Origin of the sequence: Streptomyces sp. NBC_01341 (genome assembly GCF_035946055.1) — a bacterium.
Taxonomy (GTDB): domain Bacteria; phylum Actinomycetota; class Actinomycetes; order Streptomycetales; family Streptomycetaceae; genus Streptomyces.
Window position 1 is genome coordinate 3,986,776 of the sequence record NZ_CP108364.1, and the last position, 15,716, is coordinate 4,002,491.

A 15,716-nucleotide genomic window follows, 5' to 3' on the forward strand; every position below is an offset into this window, starting at 1 on the left:
GGGGGGCCGGGGCCGTGCTCAGGCACCCCACGAGCAGCAGGAAGGCAGTCCGCAGGACGGAGAAGCCCTGACGCGTGGTTGGGCCGTCGGTCAGCCGTTCGTGGGAAGCACCAGCCCCCAGGCCCCCGCGCGCACCGTCCAGGTCCGGGTCCTGACCGGGCCCGCGGCCTGTATGTCCGCGCGGTAGCGGAAGTCGGGGCCGGCGACCGTCACCGCCTTGGCCTCGGCGGTGACGGTCTCGCCCGAGGTCGTGTGGATCACCACGTCCGCCAGCCCGCCGTCGCCCTGGGTGGTCACGGAGACGCCCTCGACCGGCCGGTCCAGGTCGTTCAGCAGGACACCGTCCGCCTCGACGCGGAGCCGGTGCGCGCGGGGCGGCGAGGAGGGGGAGGGCGGCGCCGGGCGGACCAGGGCGGCCATCAGCGTGCGACAGGTGTCCCACATGGTGTGGGGCGCGTCCGGTGCGGGGCTCACGGCCGGGATGCGCAGGTCGCCCAGGACGACACCGTCGCTGTCGTCGACCAGGAGGTCCAGTCTGCGGACCGTCCCGTCGAGGACCGCGCGGGCTGCCGCGACCGCGCCGCGGGGCACGCCCAGCGCGTGCGCGAGCTCCAGCGTGTGCGCGGCGCCGACCGGGACGAGGGAGAGGGCCCCGTCGGAGAGCTCCCGCTCCCGGTGGAGCTGGGACACGGCCCGCAGCAGTGCGTGGTCGTCGCCGACGACCACCGGCCGTCTGGCGCCACGCCTGGACAGGGCCCGGGCGAACTCGTCCGGGCTGTCCGGGAGGCAGATCCTGGTGTGCGCGCCGGCGCTCAGCACGTCCTTCGCGATGCGCACGGATTCGCCGTCGTAGCGGCGGGCAAGGGGGTCGATGAGCACGAGTAGCTGGTGGTCGCCGTCGCCGGGGGGCTCTGCAGCCGACACCTCGGTCCTTCCTCGGGTAGCATCTTGGTGCAAGAGCCCCTTGCGCTATTGCGCCAGGGGCTTCGTCTATTCCGGGGCACCCGGTTCGACGGCTCAGGCTTTGCCGCACATCGTCGTGCGGCAGGTACGACCTTTACGTACGCCCCCTGACCTTGGACATGCCCCGCCCGGAAGGGGTGTACGCCTGTGCCCGCACTTGTGCTGCTCGGTGCTCAGTGGGGTGACGAGGGCAAGGGGAAGGCCACCGACCTCCTCGGTGGATCCGTTGACTATGTGGTGCGCTACCAGGGCGGCAACAACGCCGGCCACACGGTTGTCGTAGGCGACCAGAAGTACGCACTGCATCTCCTCCCCTCCGGAATCCTGTCGCCGGGTTGTACCCCGGTCATCGGTAACGGTGTCGTCGTCGACCCGGCGGTCCTGCTCTCCGAGCTGAGCGGCCTGAACGAGCGTGGCGTCGACACGTCGAAGCTCCTGATCAGCGGCAACGCTCATTTGATCACTCCGTACAACGTGACCGTCGACAAGGTGACGGAACGCTTCCTCGGCAAGCGGAAGATCGGCACGACGGGGCGCGGTATCGGCCCGACGTACGCCGACAAGATCAACCGTGTCGGCATCCGCGTCCAGGACCTCTACGACGAGTCGATCCTGGAGCAGAAGGTCGAGGCCGCGCTGGAGCAGAAGAACCAGCTGCTCGCCAAGGTCTTCAACCGGCGCGCGATCGAGGCCGGCAAGATCGTGGAGGAGATGCTCCAGTACGCGGAGCAGATCAAGCCGTACGTCGCCGACACGACGCTGATCCTGAACGACGCCATCGACGAGGGCAAGGTCGTGCTCTTCGAGGGCGGCCAGGGCACCCTGCTGGACGTCGACCACGGCACGTATCCCTTCGTCACCTCGTCGAACCCGACCGCGGGCGGCGCCTGCACCGGTGCCGGCGTCGGCCCGACGAAGATCACCCGGGTCATCGGCATCCTCAAGGCCTACACCACCCGCGTCGGTGCCGGCCCCTTCCCGACGGAACTTCTCGACGAGGACGGCGAGGCGCTGCGCAGGATCGGTGGCGAGCGCGGTGTCACCACCGGCCGTGACCGGCGCTGCGGATGGTTCGACGCCCCGATCGCGCGGTACGCGACCCGGGTCAACGGGCTCACCGACTTCTTCCTCACCAAGCTGGACGTGCTGACCGGCTGGGAGCAGATCCCGGTGTGCGTGGCGTACGAGATCGACGGCAAGCGCGTCGAGGAACTCCCGTACAACCAGACCGACTTCCACCACGCGAAGCCGATCTACGAGAACCTCCCGGGCTGGTCCGAGGACATCACCAAGGCCAAGACCTTCTCCGACCTGCCGAAGAACGCGCAGGCGTACGTCAAGGCGCTGGAGGACATGTCCGGCGCCCCGATCTCCGCGATCGGCGTCGGCCCCGGCCGGACCGAGACCATCGAGATCAACTCCTTCATCTAGGACTCGCGTCCGGGCCCGGACGCGTGCGCACGGCGTGATCCGGCCGGGCGGCGACGGGAACGAAGCGACGGCGGCCGGCCCTTCTGCGAGGAGGGGCCGGCCGCCGTCGTCCGCGATCGACCGCGATCCGTCGTTCCAGTGGAATTCGCTCGGTGTGCAACAAGGCTGTCCGAGAACGGAGTTGGGGAGTACAAACCGGAAGGGCGAGTTCTGGTCTAGACCTTGACAGGTCCAGACCATCGGCGCTTGAGTGGCTGCAACCCCCCATGGCGGCGCACGCTCGGCGCGAGCGCCGCGCCGAAGGAGTGATCACGTGTTCAAACGTGTCATGAGCCTGATCGCCGCGCTGGGCGCGGTCATCGCCACGCTCGTCATTCTTCCCGCCACCACGGCCGCCGCCGCTGCCTGCGCCCCGGCCTGGAACGCCTCCGCCGTCTACTGGGGCGGCGGCTCCGCCTCGTACAACGGACACAACTGGTCCGCGAAGTGGTGGACGCAGAACGAACGCCCCGGCACCGCCGACGTCTGGGCCGACCAGGGCAGTTGTGGAAACGGCGGAACGGACCCGGGCCAGCCTTCGGGCTTCGTCGTCAGCGAGGCCCAGTTCAACCAGATGTTCCCGGGCCGGAACTCCTTCTACACCTACAGCGGCCTCACCGCGGCCCTGAGCGCCTACCCGGGCTTCGCCAACACCGGCAGCGACACGGTCAAGAAGCAGGAAGCGGCCGCGTTCCTCGCCAACGTGAGTCACGAGACCGGTGGCCTGGTGCACATCGTGGAGCAGAACACGGCCAACTACCCGCACTACTGCGACACCAGCCAGTCCTACGGCTGCCCGGCCGGCCAGGCCGCGTACTACGGCCGCGGCCCGATCCAGCTCAGCTGGAACTTCAACTACAAGGCCGCCGGTGACGCCCTCGGCATCGACCTGCTCGGCAACCCGTGGCAGGTCGAGCAGAACGCCTCCGTGGCCTGGAAGACCGGCCTCTGGTACTGGAACACGCAGTCCGGCCCCGGCACGATGACACCGCACAACGCCATGGTCAACGGCGCCGGCTTCGGTGAGACCATCCGGTCCATCAACGGCAGCATCGAGTGCAACGGCGGCAACCCCGCCCAGGTGCAGAGCCGCGTCGACAAGTACAAGGCGTTCACCCAGATCCTCGGCACCACCCCCGGCTCGAACCTGAGCTGCTGAGCCCGGCCCCACACCGGGGAACGGGGGCGCGTCCGGCAGCCGCCGGGTGCGCCCCCGATTCGCTTTCCGGGAAGGGCGGTTGGCAGGATCACGCACCATGGACACGGACAGCGCCGACACCCCGCCCACCGGCACCGGGCCCCGCATCGCACTGATCGACGACCTGCTCGCCCGCCCCTACCCGGCAGGGGAGGAGAGCGAGGACAGCGGCGTGCGCAGCAGCGGCCCCGGCCATCACCTGCTGATCCTGCGGGCGAGCCGGGACTTCTGGGACGACAGGTCCCCGGAACTCGTCGAACCGGCGGAGCAGGAGATCGAAGCCGACTTCAGCGTCCTGGCCACCGCCCTGAGCGAGCGGTGGGGGGAGCCGGAGACGGTCGAACTGTGGCCCTTCCTCGACGACGACCCGCGCGACGAGGACGGCACCGGCACCGGACCCGCCCCGGAGCCGATGGGCCAGCTCTGCAACCTGGCGGGCAGCATGCAGGTCTGGCGCGTCCCCGGAAGCACACGGTGGCTCGGTCTGGCTGTGGGCCAGGCCGACCCGGAGTTCCCCATCTGGCTCCTGGCCGCCGTCGGGGAGGTGGAGGCGCTCCCCGCATGAGCCCGGGACGCGGAGCCGTCCGCACCGGGCTGTGTCGGACGGGGGCGGACGACCGCGACGGAGGGGCCGAGTCGCCGTCCCGGTACCTGGCGAACCGGGCCGGCTCAGAGCGTCGCGGGCTTGACCGACATGAGCAGGTGCTGGTGCGTGGGGGTCCCGGTGTCCTCCCCACCGGTGATCATGGCTCGCCGGCCCGGTCCCATCAGCCGCATCCGGACCGTCGCGCCGCCGAAGGACGACAGCGCGTCCAGGAGGTACGAGGGGTTGAAGGCGACCGTCATGTCGGCGGCGCCCTCCACCGTCGCGGGCACCCGCTGCGACGCCACGTCGTCCTCGAAGCCGGCCTGCAGGAGCACCGAGCCGTCCGGTCCCGAGGTGAAGACCATCTGCAGAGGGCTGCCGCCGTCCGCGACCACGGAGACCCGTCTGACGGCATCCACCAGCCGGTCCCGGTCAAGCACGGCCACAGCGGGGTCCGACAGTGCGAACAGCTCCTCGTGGCGCGGGAGTCTGCCGTCCAGAAGACGTACCGTGGTCCGGGTCCCCGCGTACTCGAAGCCGGCCGATCCCGCGTCGACGGCCACACTGACCTGGCCGGCGCCGCCGAGCGAGCGGGCGATCTCGGTCAGCCGGCGGGCCGACACCACGACATCGGCCGTGACGTCCGGCGCCTTCGCCCCGAACGGCAGGGTGCGCACCGCGAAGCGGTACCGGTCCGTCGCCGCGAGGGTCATCGTGGACCCGTCGAGCCCGAGTCTGATCCCGGTCAGGGTCGGCAGAGTGTCGTCCCGGCCGGCGGCCACCGCCACATGGCCGACCGCCGAGGCGAACTCCTCGGCGTCGACGGTGCCTCGCACCTCGGGCAGGGGAGGGAGGGCCGGGTAGTCGTCGAGCGGCAGGACGGAGAGGCCGAAGCGTGAACCACCCCCGGCGACCGTGAAGCGCGAACCCTCGAGGGCGCACTCGACCGAGCCCTCGGGGAGCACCTTGCAGATGTCGAGGAGCCGTCGCCCCATGACGAGCACCTTGCCGGCCCGGAGCGTGTCCGCGACCGCCTCGACGCGGGCGGACGCCTCGAAGTCCAGCCCGGAGACGCTGAGTCCGTCCGCACCGGCGTCGAGGAGCAGACCTCCGAGCACAGGCACGGGGGACCGGGCGGGCAGCACCCGGGCGGCCCGGGACACGGCTTCGGTCAACGCGCCACGTTCGATGCGGAACTCCACGGCAGGTGCCTCTCGTCCGGCGTACTCCACGGTCGAGAACCACGCTAGGAGGCACCACTGACAGTCGCCGCAGGCCGACGACAGCGACCACCCCCGTGAGCCGCTGCCGCCGTGTCGTCCGGACGCCCCCCGACGCCCTCCGACCCCCCGGCCCGGAGCGCTCCGACGTCCCCCGACGTCCTCCGAGCGCCCCGGAACACCCTCGGGACTCTAGGCGGGCGGGCCCCGGGCCCGGGAGGTTCACATCGCACCGTGTGGCCGGGAACGGGTATCAAGCCGCACAGCCGTCCCGGTACTCTGCACTCCGGTTTCGGGGTACGAACGTTTCGGACAACGAACGGGGGACACGTGGGCACGCTCGAACGGGCCGACGACGTACTGCTGATGTACCGGCTGGCGCGCACCGGCGGGTCGGTGGAGCTGTTGCGCAGGCTCGCCCTGAGGGCCGAGGGCTGGGCCGGGATCCTCGACCCCGACGGCACGGTCCTGCGGGCCGTGGCCGGTAACACGCGGTGGTCCGGACACGAGGCGACCGGGCTGGCCTCGCGCGCGGCGCGGGAGATGACGGCGCGGCGCGCAGGCTCGTACTCGCTCGACACCGACGGGAGCACCGCACTGCTGCTCCCTCTGGCAGGGGCGTCCGGCGACCGCGGGGCGGTCCTGGCCCTGCTCGCACCGAAACCGCTCCTTCCCGGTCTGTCCACGCTGCTGGCCGACGCGGTGATGCCCATGGCCCTGTCGTGGGCGTCGGAGAGCGTCGAACGCAAACGGCGCCGGGTGGACCTGGCGGAGTCCCGGGGGCGTGAGGCCGTGCTGCACCTCCTGATGACGGGACAGCTGTCCATAGCCCGCCAAGTGGCGGGGGCGCTGCTGCCGAAGCTCCCCGATCCGGTACGCGTCTGCGTCGTGGAGTGCTCCGGCGGTCAGCGGGACGAGGTGGCCAGGATCTGCACCGAGGCATCGGGCGGCCGGTCGTGGATCGTGCGCTGCCCGGCGTACGCCCGCCACCTGATCCTGATCATGCCGGCCGGCGAGGAGGACGGTCCGGGGGGACCCGAGGGCGCCCGCACGCTCGACCTGGCGGTGGCCGGGCTCGTGGACGACTGCGTCGTCGGCGTCAGCGACTCGGTACGGCTCGCCGACACGGCGACCGCCTACCAGCAGGCGTTCCACGCCCTCGCCGTCGCCCGTGGGACACCCGGCCGGCACGCCCGGTTCGGTGCGGGACAGGAACCCGCGCTGCTCGTCGGCGCGGTCGGGGCGCGCTGGGCCGACGCCCTGCTCGCGCCGCTGCTCACCCACCGGCCGCGCCGCCCGCAGGACCCGGGGAGCCAGGAACTGGCCGCGACCGTCGCGTCCTGGCTGGCGTTCTCGTCCCACGCCACCCACCACCTGAAGATCCACCGCAACACCCTGGCCGCGCGGCTGAAGCTGATCGGTGACGTCCTCGGAGTGGACCTGAACCGGGTCGCGGACCAGGCCGCGGTCGACCTCGCCCTGCGCATCCGGGCCACCCCCACGCCGTACCGCCCCAGGGGTGGCGACCGCGAAGAAGCCCCGGAGGACCTCGACACGGTCCTGCGCATCCCGGGCGTCCGTGACTGGGCAGCCGCGCAGCTGCGGCTGCTCGGACAGGCCGGGCCCATGGGGGAGGAGACGCTCCGGACGTGGCTGCGCTGCGAGACCCAACTGCGCCTCTCCGCATCCGAACTGGGCATCTCCGTGCCCGGCACGCGCAAGCGCCTCAACCGGCTCGAAGCCCTGCTCCACAGATCACTGCTCCGGACGCCGAGCGCGCGTTACGACCTGTGGCTCGCGTTCCGGGCCGTCGACCTGGCGGCCTGAGCCCGTCCCCGCAGATCCGGGCGACAGCCCGCCTCAACTCCCCTTCGTGTACGTCAGGCTCTCGCCGGTGTCCGTGATCTCCCGGCGCAGCGAGCCGTCGGGCAGCAGCGTCAGGACGGTCGGCCTGCCCGGGGTGCAGGACGAGACCGGCCTTCCGGACGTGACCTCGGAGGGCCCGATGCGCACCGGTGAGCCAGGTGTCGGCTCGCTCTCCAACTCCGCCTGGAAAACGCAGTGGTAGGAGCCGCCACCGCCGAGCGGACCCTCGGCGGTGAGCGACAGCACGGTGTCGCCGGCCTTGCCCTGCCGGATGACGAGCCGACGGGTGGACGAGCCCGCGCCGCTGCCGATGGTCCTGGTCCAGGTGCCGAGATATCCGGAGGGGATGCCGCCGTCCGCGTCCTTGCCGTCCGCGGAGGAGCCGGACGAGGAGGTTCCGCCGGACCCCGACACCGAACCGGACGAGGACACCGTGCCGGTGGGCGATGCCTCGGCGTCGCCGTCGCCGAGGCCCCGCATGAAGGTGTAGACGCCCCAGCCCACGCCCGCGGCGACGAGCACCGCGACCGCGCCGAGCGCCAGGACGGGACCCGCTCCGCGGCGGCGCTCCGGCACGGCCGGGGCGAGGTGGGCCGGAGGCGCGGCGTACGGCAGATGCGGCCGGCCGTGCCCGTGGCCCTGGGAGGGCTGCCGGGGGTAGCCGTACGAGGGTCCCGGTGGCGGGGCCGGCCGGTGGCCCGGAGGGCCGACCAGTGTGGGGAGCCCCGGCGCGCCGCCCGGCGGCCGCGGGTGCGCGGGCGGGAGCGGGCCGGGGGCCGGGGGAGGCTGCCCGGGACCGGCGGAGGGTGCCGGCGACGGTCCGGGGCCTCCCGGAGCCGTGGCCGGGTCGCCCGGCGGGGGCGGGACCTCGTCCTCCTCCGGGTCCTCGGAGTCCAGCAACCCCACCGCGTGCCGGCCGAGTTGGGCGATCAGCGCACCGGGGAGCCACGGCTCCGCCGTATCCGTGTCACCCATGTGTTCCAGGACCGCGTCCGTCGAGGGCCGGGCGGAGGGATCCTTGGCCAGGCATTCCTGGATGATGCCGAGCAGCTCCTCCGGTACGCCGGTGAGGTCCGGGTCCTCCTGCGCGATCCGGAACATCAGGGCGTGCGCCCCGTCGTCCGAGGAGCCGAAGGGCAGCCTGCCGGTCGCCGCGTACGCGAGTACGGAGCCGAGGCAGAACACGTCGCACGCCGTCGTCAGCCGCTCGCCCCGCACCTGCTCGGGCGCCATGAATCCCGGCGAACCGATCATCGCGCCCGTGCGGGTGAGGCCGCCCTCCGCCGTCGTCTCCAGGGCCCGGGCGATGCCGAAGTCGATGACCCGGGGCCCGTCGATCGTCATCAGGACGTTGGACGGTTTCAGGTCGCGGTGGATGAGCCCGGCGGCGTGGATGTCCTGGAGCGCCCCGGCGAGTCCGGCACCGAGGGCGCGGACGGAGCGTTCGGGCAGCGGGCCGTAGGCCCCCGAGTCGGACACCGCCGTACCGGGACGCCCCGAGACGATGCGGTGCAGCGAGGGGCCCGCGACGTACCCGGTCGCGAGCCACGGCACGGCGGCGTCCACCCCGGCGTCCAGGACCGGCGCGGTCCAGGCGCCGCCGACGCGACGCGCGGCCTGCACCTCGGCGCGGAAACGGTCGCGGAACTGCTGCTGTGCGGCGAGTTCGGGGCGGACCAGTTTGATCGCGACGGTACGTCCCCGGTCCGAGCGGGCCAGGAACACCTGGCCCATCCCGCCGGAGCCGAGACGGCGCAACAGGCGGTAGGTGCCGATGCGTTGCGGATCGCCCGGTCCCAGCTTCTCCATGGTGCGCTTCCTCCCCCGTACGGTCATGGCGGACCGCGGTCGAGAATAGCGGCGCACGCACCCCCGCTCACCGCCGTCACTCCGCGGAGGGCTCCGGCGGCTCCACGGGCCGGGAGGCCAGGACGTCCATCGCCTCGGACAGGCGTTCCAGCGTCGCCGCGGTCCGCGCGAACTCCTCCTCACCGAGCTCCTCGGCCAGCCGCGCCGCGAACTCGGCGTGGCCGGGACCGATCCGGCTCACCGCCGCCCGCCCGGCAGCCGTCGGGCGGAGCAGCTTGGCGCGCCGGTGAGCGGGATTCGCGACGTACTCGGCGAGACCCTGGTCCACCAGCAGGTCGGCGATCCGCTGAACGCTCTGACGGGTGATGCCCATCGACCGGGCGATGCCCGACACGGGGAGCGGCTCCGTCAGGACCGCGCCGAGTACCTGCCAGCGGGCCGCGGTGAGTCCGGCCGGCCCGGCCAGTTCCTCGGCGACGGCCAGGAACCTGCCGTTGAGCCGGAACACCCCGATCGCCGTCCGGCTGAACCGGTCAGGATTCTCGCCGTTGTTCCCGCTCATCCCTCGAGTACCTCGTACGCGCTCGGGTCCGAGTCGTGGAAGAGCCGGTGGAAGGCGTCGAGTTTTTCCGGCCCGTACACCCCGAGGAGGCCCAGGATCTCCCGGGCGAAGGCGACCGGTTCGGTCGGTCCGGCCGTGACCAGGGCGCCGCGTGAGGCACTGGCCGGGTCCGTCACCGCGTCGGTGTCCACGTAGTGCGCGCCGCCCGCGTACCCGGTGGCCGCGAGGTAGAAGGGCACGGCGCTCGTGTGGGGCCGGTCGTCGAGCAGGCCCTCGCGGGCGAGTCCCGCGGTCGCCCCGCAGATGGCGGCCACGGGCACACCCGCGTCCAGGAAGGTGCGTGCCGCCCCGGCGAAGGGGGCCAGCGTCTCGCCGGTGTCCCAGAGCGACGCGCCGGTGAGGACGAGGAGTCCGCTGTCCTCGGGGCTCAGCTCGCGGAGCGCGAGGTCCGGCTGGACGCGCAGCCCGCCCATGGTGGTGACGGGTTCGGCGGTGAGGCCGACCGTCCTCACGGTGTGGCCGTGCCGGGTGAGGTGGGCCGTGGCGAAACCCGGCTCCCAGTCGGCGAACGTGTCGTAGACGGCGAGGTGGACGGTCGTGCCGGTCATGGTGACCTCCGGTGGCTGGACGGAAGACCGCTATGACAGAAGGCTGTCATGATGACAGCATTCTGTCAATTGAGCGTCCGGCGCGCCCCGGGAACGCGACACCCTGCCGAACCCGGCCGCCCATGCCGTACAGAGTGGTCATGGATGACGGTGGCCACGACCGCCTACGCTCGCGGCATGAGCCCCGATGCCCCTCGCGCCCCGTACGCCGACCCCGCAGCGGGCGCGGCCGTGAAAGCCGCCGACCGCGCGCACGTGTTCCACTCCTGGTCCGCCCAGGGACTGATCGATCCGCTCGCCGTCGCCGGTGCCGAGGGGGCGTACTTCTGGGACTACGAAGGCAACCGCTACCTCGACTTCTCCAGCGGCCTCGTCTTCACCAACATCGGCTACCAGCACCCCACGGTCGTCGCCGCGATCCAGGAGCAGGCCGGGAAGCTCGTCACGTTCGCGCCGGCGTTCGCCGTCGAGGCGCGCTCGGAAGCAGCCCGTCTGATCGCCGGGCACACCCCCGGTGACCTGGACAAGATCTTCTTCACCAACGGAGGCGCGGAGGCCGTCGAGAACGCCGTCCGCATGGCCCGCGTGCACACCGGGCGCCCGAAGGTGCTCTCCGCCTACCGCTCGTACCACGGCGCCACCGCCACCGCGATCAACCTCACCGGCGACCCGCGCCGCTGGGCCTCCGACAGCGGCTCGGCGGGCGTCGTCCGCTTCTGGGCGCCGTTCCTCTACCGGTCCCCGTTCCACGCGCAGACCGAGGCCGAGGAGTGCGCCCGCGCGCTCCAGCACCTCGAGGACACCCTGGCCTTCGAGGGTCCGGCGACTGTCGCGGCGGTGATCCTGGAGACGATTCCGGGCACGGCGGGCATCATGGCCCCGCCCCCCGGCTATCTCGCGGGCGTCCGTGAGATCTGCGACCGCTACGGGATCGTCTTCGTCCTGGACGAGGTGATGGCCGGCTTCGGGCGCACCGGGCAGTGGTTCGCCGCCGACCACTACGACGTCGTACCGGACCTGATGACCTTCGCGAAGGGCGTCAACTCCGGATACGTACCCCTCGGCGGGGTCGCCATCAACGCCGAGATCGCCGCCACCTTCGAGACCCGTCCGTACCCCGGCGGACTCACCTACTCCGGCCACCCGCTGGCCTGCGCCGCGGCGGTCGCCACGATCAAGGTCATGGAGGAGGAGAGGATCGTCGAGAACGCCGCGCACCTGGGCGAGCACGTGCTGGGCCCCGGACTGCGGGAAATCGCCGAGCGCCACCCGTCGGTCGGCGAGGTCCGCGGGCTCGGGGCCTTCTGGGCCCTGGAGCTGGTCCGCGATCAGGAGACCCGCGAACCCCTCGTCCTGTACAACGCCACCGGCGAGGCGAACGCCCCGATGGCGGCCTTCGGCGCGGCCTGCCGGAAGAGCGGCCTCTGGCCCTTCATCAACATGAACCGCACCCACGTCGTGCCCGCCTGCAACATCACCGAGGCCGAGGCGAAGGAGGGCCTCTCCCTCCTGGACGCCGCCCTCTCGGTGGCTGACGAGCACACCGTGTAGGAGACACCGGAACGACGCCCTCCCCCGTGCCAGGAGCGGACACAGGCCCTGGCTTATGGTGACCCAAGCCGAGATCGGGAGGGGGCGTCGTGCCTGCGAGCGGAGGCGTGACCCGCAGTACTCTGCGCCAGCAGATCGCCGACGCGCTGCGTGACGAGGTCCTCGCGGGGCGTATGCAACCGAGGGTGGAATTCACCGTCAAACAGATCGCCGAGCAGTACGGGGTGTCCGCGACCCCTGTGCGCGAAGCACTCTTCGACCTCTCCGCGCAGGGGCTGCTCGAATCCGACCAGCACCGGGGGTTCCGGGTCCGCGAGTTCACCGTCGCCGACTACCGGGCGATGGTGGAGGCGCGCGCCCTCGTCATAGACGGGGTGTTCCGCGCGATCTTCGACGGGGCGACCCCGGCGGCCACCGTGCTCGCCGTCCACCGGCCCGCCCTCGTCTCCGTACGCCGCCGGGCCGAGGAGGCCACGAGGGCCGCGCGCAGCGGCGACCTCGACGTCCTCATCGGCTACGACCTGCGGTTCTGGCGGGAGCTCGGCGCGGTCATCGGCAACAGCTACATCAACGAGTTCCTGCAGCGCCTCAGGATGCAGGCGTGGGTCTTCGCCGTCCCGTACCTCCGGGGGGACGCCGACGTGTGCGACTGGCTGTGGAACGGCCACCGGGAACTGGTGGAGGCGATCGCGGCCGCCGACGGGCCGGCGGTACGCGCGGCGCTGGACGCCTACTACGCCCACGGGCGCAACTGGGCCGACCGGCTCGCGGCCGGCAATCCCCCTCATCCGGGCCACCGTGGCTGACCGTGTCGCCGGAAGCCTCCGCGGCCGGCAATCCCCCTCATCCGGGCCACCGTGGCTGACCGTGTCGCCGGAAGCCTCCGCGCCCGGGCCACAACGGCCCGGCCGTGGCGCGGACGCACCGGTCCGGGCCGTGCCGCCGCCCCGGACCCTGTGCGTGAGGTCCCGGTCGCATTACGCTGTCCCGACCATCGCACGAACCCGTTGGAGAGCGAGACTTCGTGGCCTGTGACCTGTGGCTGGTCCCCCTCGTCGATGTGCTGTGCCACAGCCCCGACAACCCGTTCGCCGAAGAGATCGCCGTCTACGACAAGGCGCTGACCGAGGCGGGTCTGCCGCCCGTGCCGGTCTACGCCTACATGCCCGGCCTCACCGGGGACGTCGCCCCGGTCGCCGGCTTCGACTACGACGCCCTGCACTTCCTGCGCCGGGCCTATCTGCTGCAGCTGAGCGGCCTCGCGGTCACGCCCGTCGGCGAACTGGGCGGAGACTACGAGCAGTTGCTGGAGATGTTCGAGCAGAGTGCGCAGGAATCGCACCTGGTCTGGCACTACGACCACGCCGGGGCCTACGTCCCGCTGGACTTCCCGCACCCGCTGTCCAACGATCAACTGCTGGAGGGCGGTGGCCCGCTGGGTTCGTCACACGGGCTGCTGAGGGAACTGGAATTCGTCGGCCCGGCCCTCGGTATCGACCCGGCCAACCCGCCGGCCCCCCCGCTCCCGCCCGCCGGCCCGACCACGCTGGAGGAGCCGGCCGCCCCGGCGCCTTATGACGACAGCCCGTTCGCCCGCGAGCGGCACGTCTGGCTGGGCCTGCACGCCGCGGCGACCCGCAGCCTCGCGCAGGGCTCGATGATCATCTTCAGCTGACCGCCGGACTCCGGACCCGAGGCCGCCCCGCTCAGCGGGGCGGCTCCGGGGGGCGCTGGCGCGGCATGTTCGGACGGGCCACCGACTGCATGGTGAGGCGGCCCGGAGGCGCCCCCTGCTCGGGACGGCCGCTGGTGCCGCCCGACACCAGCGACTGCATGCCCATGGGCGCGGGTCCGGCCCGGAACTCGACCATCCAGTCCGCCGTCTCCATGCGGCAGAGCTCGGTGATGTCCTCCGAGAACCGGCGCAGCACGCCCAGGCACCGCTCCGCGGCCTCGCTGGCCGTGCCCTCGGTCGGCCCGAGCACCTCCCGGACGCACTCCGAGGCCCAGTCGAACTGCAGGACCTGGAGCCGGCGCTGCACGGCCTGGGCCGTCGCCAGATTCCTTATCCAGCCCGAGGTCAGCCCGAAGTACCGGTCGCAGCCCATGCAGGCGGCCCCCAGCAGCAGGGACAGATAGCCCCAGCCCGCCGAGCCGTGCAGCTCGCCCGTCAGGTCGAGCAGGGGCAGGGCCGCGCCCGCGACCACGCCCACCGCGGTGCCCACGCGCAGGAGCCTCGCCGTGCGCCGCTTGCGGACCCTGTCACGCATATACCAGTCGGCGGTCTCCAGGGCGCCGGACTCGACCCAGCGGTAGAGCTCGTCGAGCCGCTCGGCCGGGTCGCCCCAGTCGCCGAGGGGGAACGCGCGGCCGGTCAGGTCCCGGGGGCCCGGACTCCGGCGCAAGGTGGACCGTTCGGTTCCGGTACTCGCGCCGGATCCAGCGCCGGACTCCTTGCGGGGCTGCCCGTCGGGCTGCATCTCCGGCTGACTCACCGGGGCACTCCTCTGCACTCTGCGTTCGGCGCGTAACGACGCGGATCGGTACGGTTGTCGGTCACGGGAGGGACGGATCTCCGGCATATGACCGGGCCCCACCCGTGTAACTCTGCGTTACCAGCGATGTGCGTGTGCGTAGGGATACGCGTCCTCTTCCTACCGCCGAATGGTGGGGCATGGGGTCGAAATCGCGGGATTCCCGGGTGTGCACGGCCTCTGGTCAGGTATAGGAGCACCGCAGCCCCTTTTCCGGACTCACTCGAAAGAGTTGCTCCCCGGCGGGTGGGGCGCGGCGTCCGGTGAGCACGTAGGCTCGGCGTACCGAAACAATCCGTCGTCGAAGTGCCAGGAGTGACCGTGATTCCCGGTGGTGGCCAGCCCAACATGCAGCAGCTGCTCCAGCAGGCCCAGAAGATGCAGCAGGAACTCGCCGCGGCCCAGGAGGAGCTCGCGAGGACCGAGGTCGAGGGCCAGGCCGGGGGCGGCCTCGTGAAGGCCACCGTGACCGGGTCCGGCGAGCTCCGTGCCCTGGTCATCGACCCCGGCGCGGTGGACCCCGAGGACACCGAGACGCTGGCCGACCTGGTGGTCGCGGCGGTCCAGGCGGCCAACGAGAACGCCCAGCAGCTCCAGCAGCAGAAGCTGGGCCCGCTGGCCCAGGGCCTGGGCGGCGGCAGCATGCCGGGGCTTCCGTTCTGACCCCGTAGCCACCCGGACGTACCGTCTACGGTACGAGCAGGAAAAAAGGAAAGGCGTTCCGTTGTACGAAGGCGTGGTTCAGGAACTCATCGACGAGCTGGGCAGGCTGCCCGGCGTCGGTCCCAAGAGCGCGCAGCGGATCGCCTTCCACATCCTGCAGGCCGAACCCACCGACGTACGCCGTCTGGCCCACGCCCTCCTCGAGGTGAAGGACAAGGTCCGCTTCTGCGAGGTCTGCGGCAACGTCGCCCAGCAGGAGCAGTGCGGCATCTGCCGCGACGCACGCCGCGACCGCTCGGTCATCTGCGTGGTGGAGGAGCCCAAGGACGTCGTGGCGATCGAGCGGACCCGTGAGTTCCGGGGCCGCTACCACGTGCTCGGCGGTGCGATCAGCCCCATCGAGGGCGTCGGCCCGGACGATCTGCGCATCAGGGAACTCCTGGCCCGGCTCGCGGACGGCTCGATCACCGAGCTGATCCTGGCGACGGACCCCAACCTCGAGGGCGAGGCCACGGCGACGTACCTCGCCCGGATGGTCAAGCCGATGGGCCTGCGGGTGACACGGCTGGCGAGCGGACTGCCGGTGGGCGGCGACCTCGAGTACGCCGACGAGGTGACGCTGGGCCGCGCCTTCGAGGGGAGGCGACTGCTCGATGTGTGACGTGACATCTGATGGCGGCTTTATG

Annotated in this window: 15 protein-coding genes; 9 read left to right on the forward strand and 6 right to left on the reverse strand. The window is 72.0% G+C overall.

Features of this window, described 5'->3' with window-relative positions:
- Positions 1-90: 90 nt before the first annotated feature.
- Entirely contained in the window at positions 91-924 is an 834-nt protein-coding gene (locus OG206_RS17630; RefSeq protein ID WP_327117137.1) for a diacylglycerol kinase, read from the reverse strand.
- A gap of 186 nt (positions 925-1,110) precedes the next feature.
- Here OG206_RS17630 and OG206_RS17635 point away from each other — a divergent pair, with 186 nt between their 5' ends.
- From OG206_RS17635 to OG206_RS17645, 3 genes are all read left to right on the forward strand, one after another.
- Positions 1,111-2,394, forward strand: a complete 1,284-nt coding sequence (locus OG206_RS17635) for an adenylosuccinate synthase (protein ID WP_327117139.1) — start codon at positions 1,111-1,113, stop codon at positions 2,392-2,394.
- Positions 2,395-2,707: 313 nt separating this feature from the next.
- Positions 2,708-3,592 (forward strand): glycoside hydrolase family 19 protein, encoded by an 885-nt coding sequence (locus tag OG206_RS17640; protein ID WP_327117141.1) that lies wholly within the window; start codon positions 2,708-2,710, stop codon positions 3,590-3,592.
- A 97-nt stretch (positions 3,593-3,689) separates the two neighbouring features.
- Complete coding sequence (locus tag OG206_RS17645) at positions 3,690-4,196, forward strand: hypothetical protein (protein ID WP_327117143.1); 507 nt, start codon at positions 3,690-3,692, stop codon at positions 4,194-4,196.
- A gap of 104 nt (positions 4,197-4,300) precedes the next feature.
- Here OG206_RS17645 and dnaN read toward each other — a convergent pair whose 3' ends face one another.
- The gene (gene dnaN / locus OG206_RS17650; protein WP_327117145.1) at positions 4,301-5,419 is read right to left on the reverse strand and encodes a DNA polymerase III subunit beta; all 1,119 of its coding nucleotides are present in this window, start codon (positions 5,417-5,419) and stop codon (positions 4,301-4,303) included.
- A 384-nt stretch (positions 5,420-5,803) separates the two neighbouring features.
- Here dnaN and OG206_RS17655 point away from each other — a divergent pair, with 384 nt between their 5' ends.
- Positions 5,804-7,264: a helix-turn-helix domain-containing protein gene (locus tag OG206_RS17655; RefSeq protein WP_327122307.1), complete on the forward strand. Its 1,461-nt coding sequence runs from the start codon at positions 5,804-5,806 to the stop codon at positions 7,262-7,264.
- Between the two features lie 33 nt (positions 7,265-7,297).
- On the opposite strand, the gene OG206_RS17660 is transcribed toward OG206_RS17655, so the two are convergent.
- The 3 genes from OG206_RS17660 to OG206_RS17670 form a co-directional block, all read right to left on the reverse strand.
- Positions 7,298-9,112 carry a serine/threonine-protein kinase gene (locus OG206_RS17660; protein ID WP_327117147.1) on the reverse strand — a complete coding sequence of 605 codons (1,815 nt, stop codon included), beginning with the start codon at positions 9,110-9,112 and terminating at the stop codon, positions 7,298-7,300.
- Between the two features lie 76 nt (positions 9,113-9,188).
- Entirely contained in the window at positions 9,189-9,674 is a 486-nt protein-coding gene (locus tag OG206_RS17665; protein ID WP_327117149.1) for a MarR family winged helix-turn-helix transcriptional regulator, read from the reverse strand.
- The gene (locus OG206_RS17670) at positions 9,671-10,282 is read right to left on the reverse strand and encodes a DJ-1/PfpI family protein (RefSeq protein WP_327117151.1); all 612 of its coding nucleotides are present in this window, start codon (positions 10,280-10,282) and stop codon (positions 9,671-9,673) included. The genes OG206_RS17665 and OG206_RS17670 overlap by 4 nt, the downstream gene beginning before the upstream one ends.
- Positions 10,283-10,459: 177 nt before the next feature.
- Between OG206_RS17670 and OG206_RS17675 the strand changes: the two genes are divergently transcribed.
- From OG206_RS17675 to OG206_RS17685, 3 genes are all read left to right on the forward strand, one after another.
- Complete coding sequence (locus OG206_RS17675; protein WP_327117153.1) at positions 10,460-11,833, forward strand: aspartate aminotransferase family protein; 1,374 nt, start codon at positions 10,460-10,462, stop codon at positions 11,831-11,833.
- Positions 11,834-11,922: 89 nt separating this feature from the next.
- Positions 11,923-12,639, forward strand: a complete 717-nt coding sequence (locus OG206_RS17680) for a GntR family transcriptional regulator (RefSeq protein ID WP_327117155.1) — start codon at positions 11,923-11,925, stop codon at positions 12,637-12,639.
- Positions 12,640-12,857: 218 nt separating this feature from the next.
- Entirely contained in the window at positions 12,858-13,508 is a 651-nt protein-coding gene (locus tag OG206_RS17685) for a hypothetical protein (RefSeq protein ID WP_327117157.1), read from the forward strand.
- A 31-nt stretch (positions 13,509-13,539) separates the two neighbouring features.
- Here the strand turns inward: OG206_RS17685 and OG206_RS17690 are convergent, their stop codons facing one another.
- Positions 13,540-14,328, reverse strand: a complete 789-nt coding sequence (locus tag OG206_RS17690; protein WP_327117159.1) for an SLATT domain-containing protein — start codon at positions 14,326-14,328, stop codon at positions 13,540-13,542.
- Positions 14,329-14,688: 360 nt separating this feature from the next.
- On the opposite strand from OG206_RS17690, the gene OG206_RS17695 reads away from it, so the two are divergent.
- On the forward strand, positions 14,689-15,030 hold the full coding sequence (locus tag OG206_RS17695) for a YbaB/EbfC family nucleoid-associated protein (protein WP_327122308.1): 342 nt from the start codon (positions 14,689-14,691) through the stop codon (positions 15,028-15,030).
- Between the two features lie 61 nt (positions 15,031-15,091).
- Positions 15,092-15,691: a recombination mediator RecR gene (gene recR, locus OG206_RS17700; RefSeq protein WP_327117161.1), complete on the forward strand. Its 600-nt coding sequence runs from the start codon at positions 15,092-15,094 to the stop codon at positions 15,689-15,691.
- Positions 15,692-15,716: the final 25 nt, after the last annotated feature.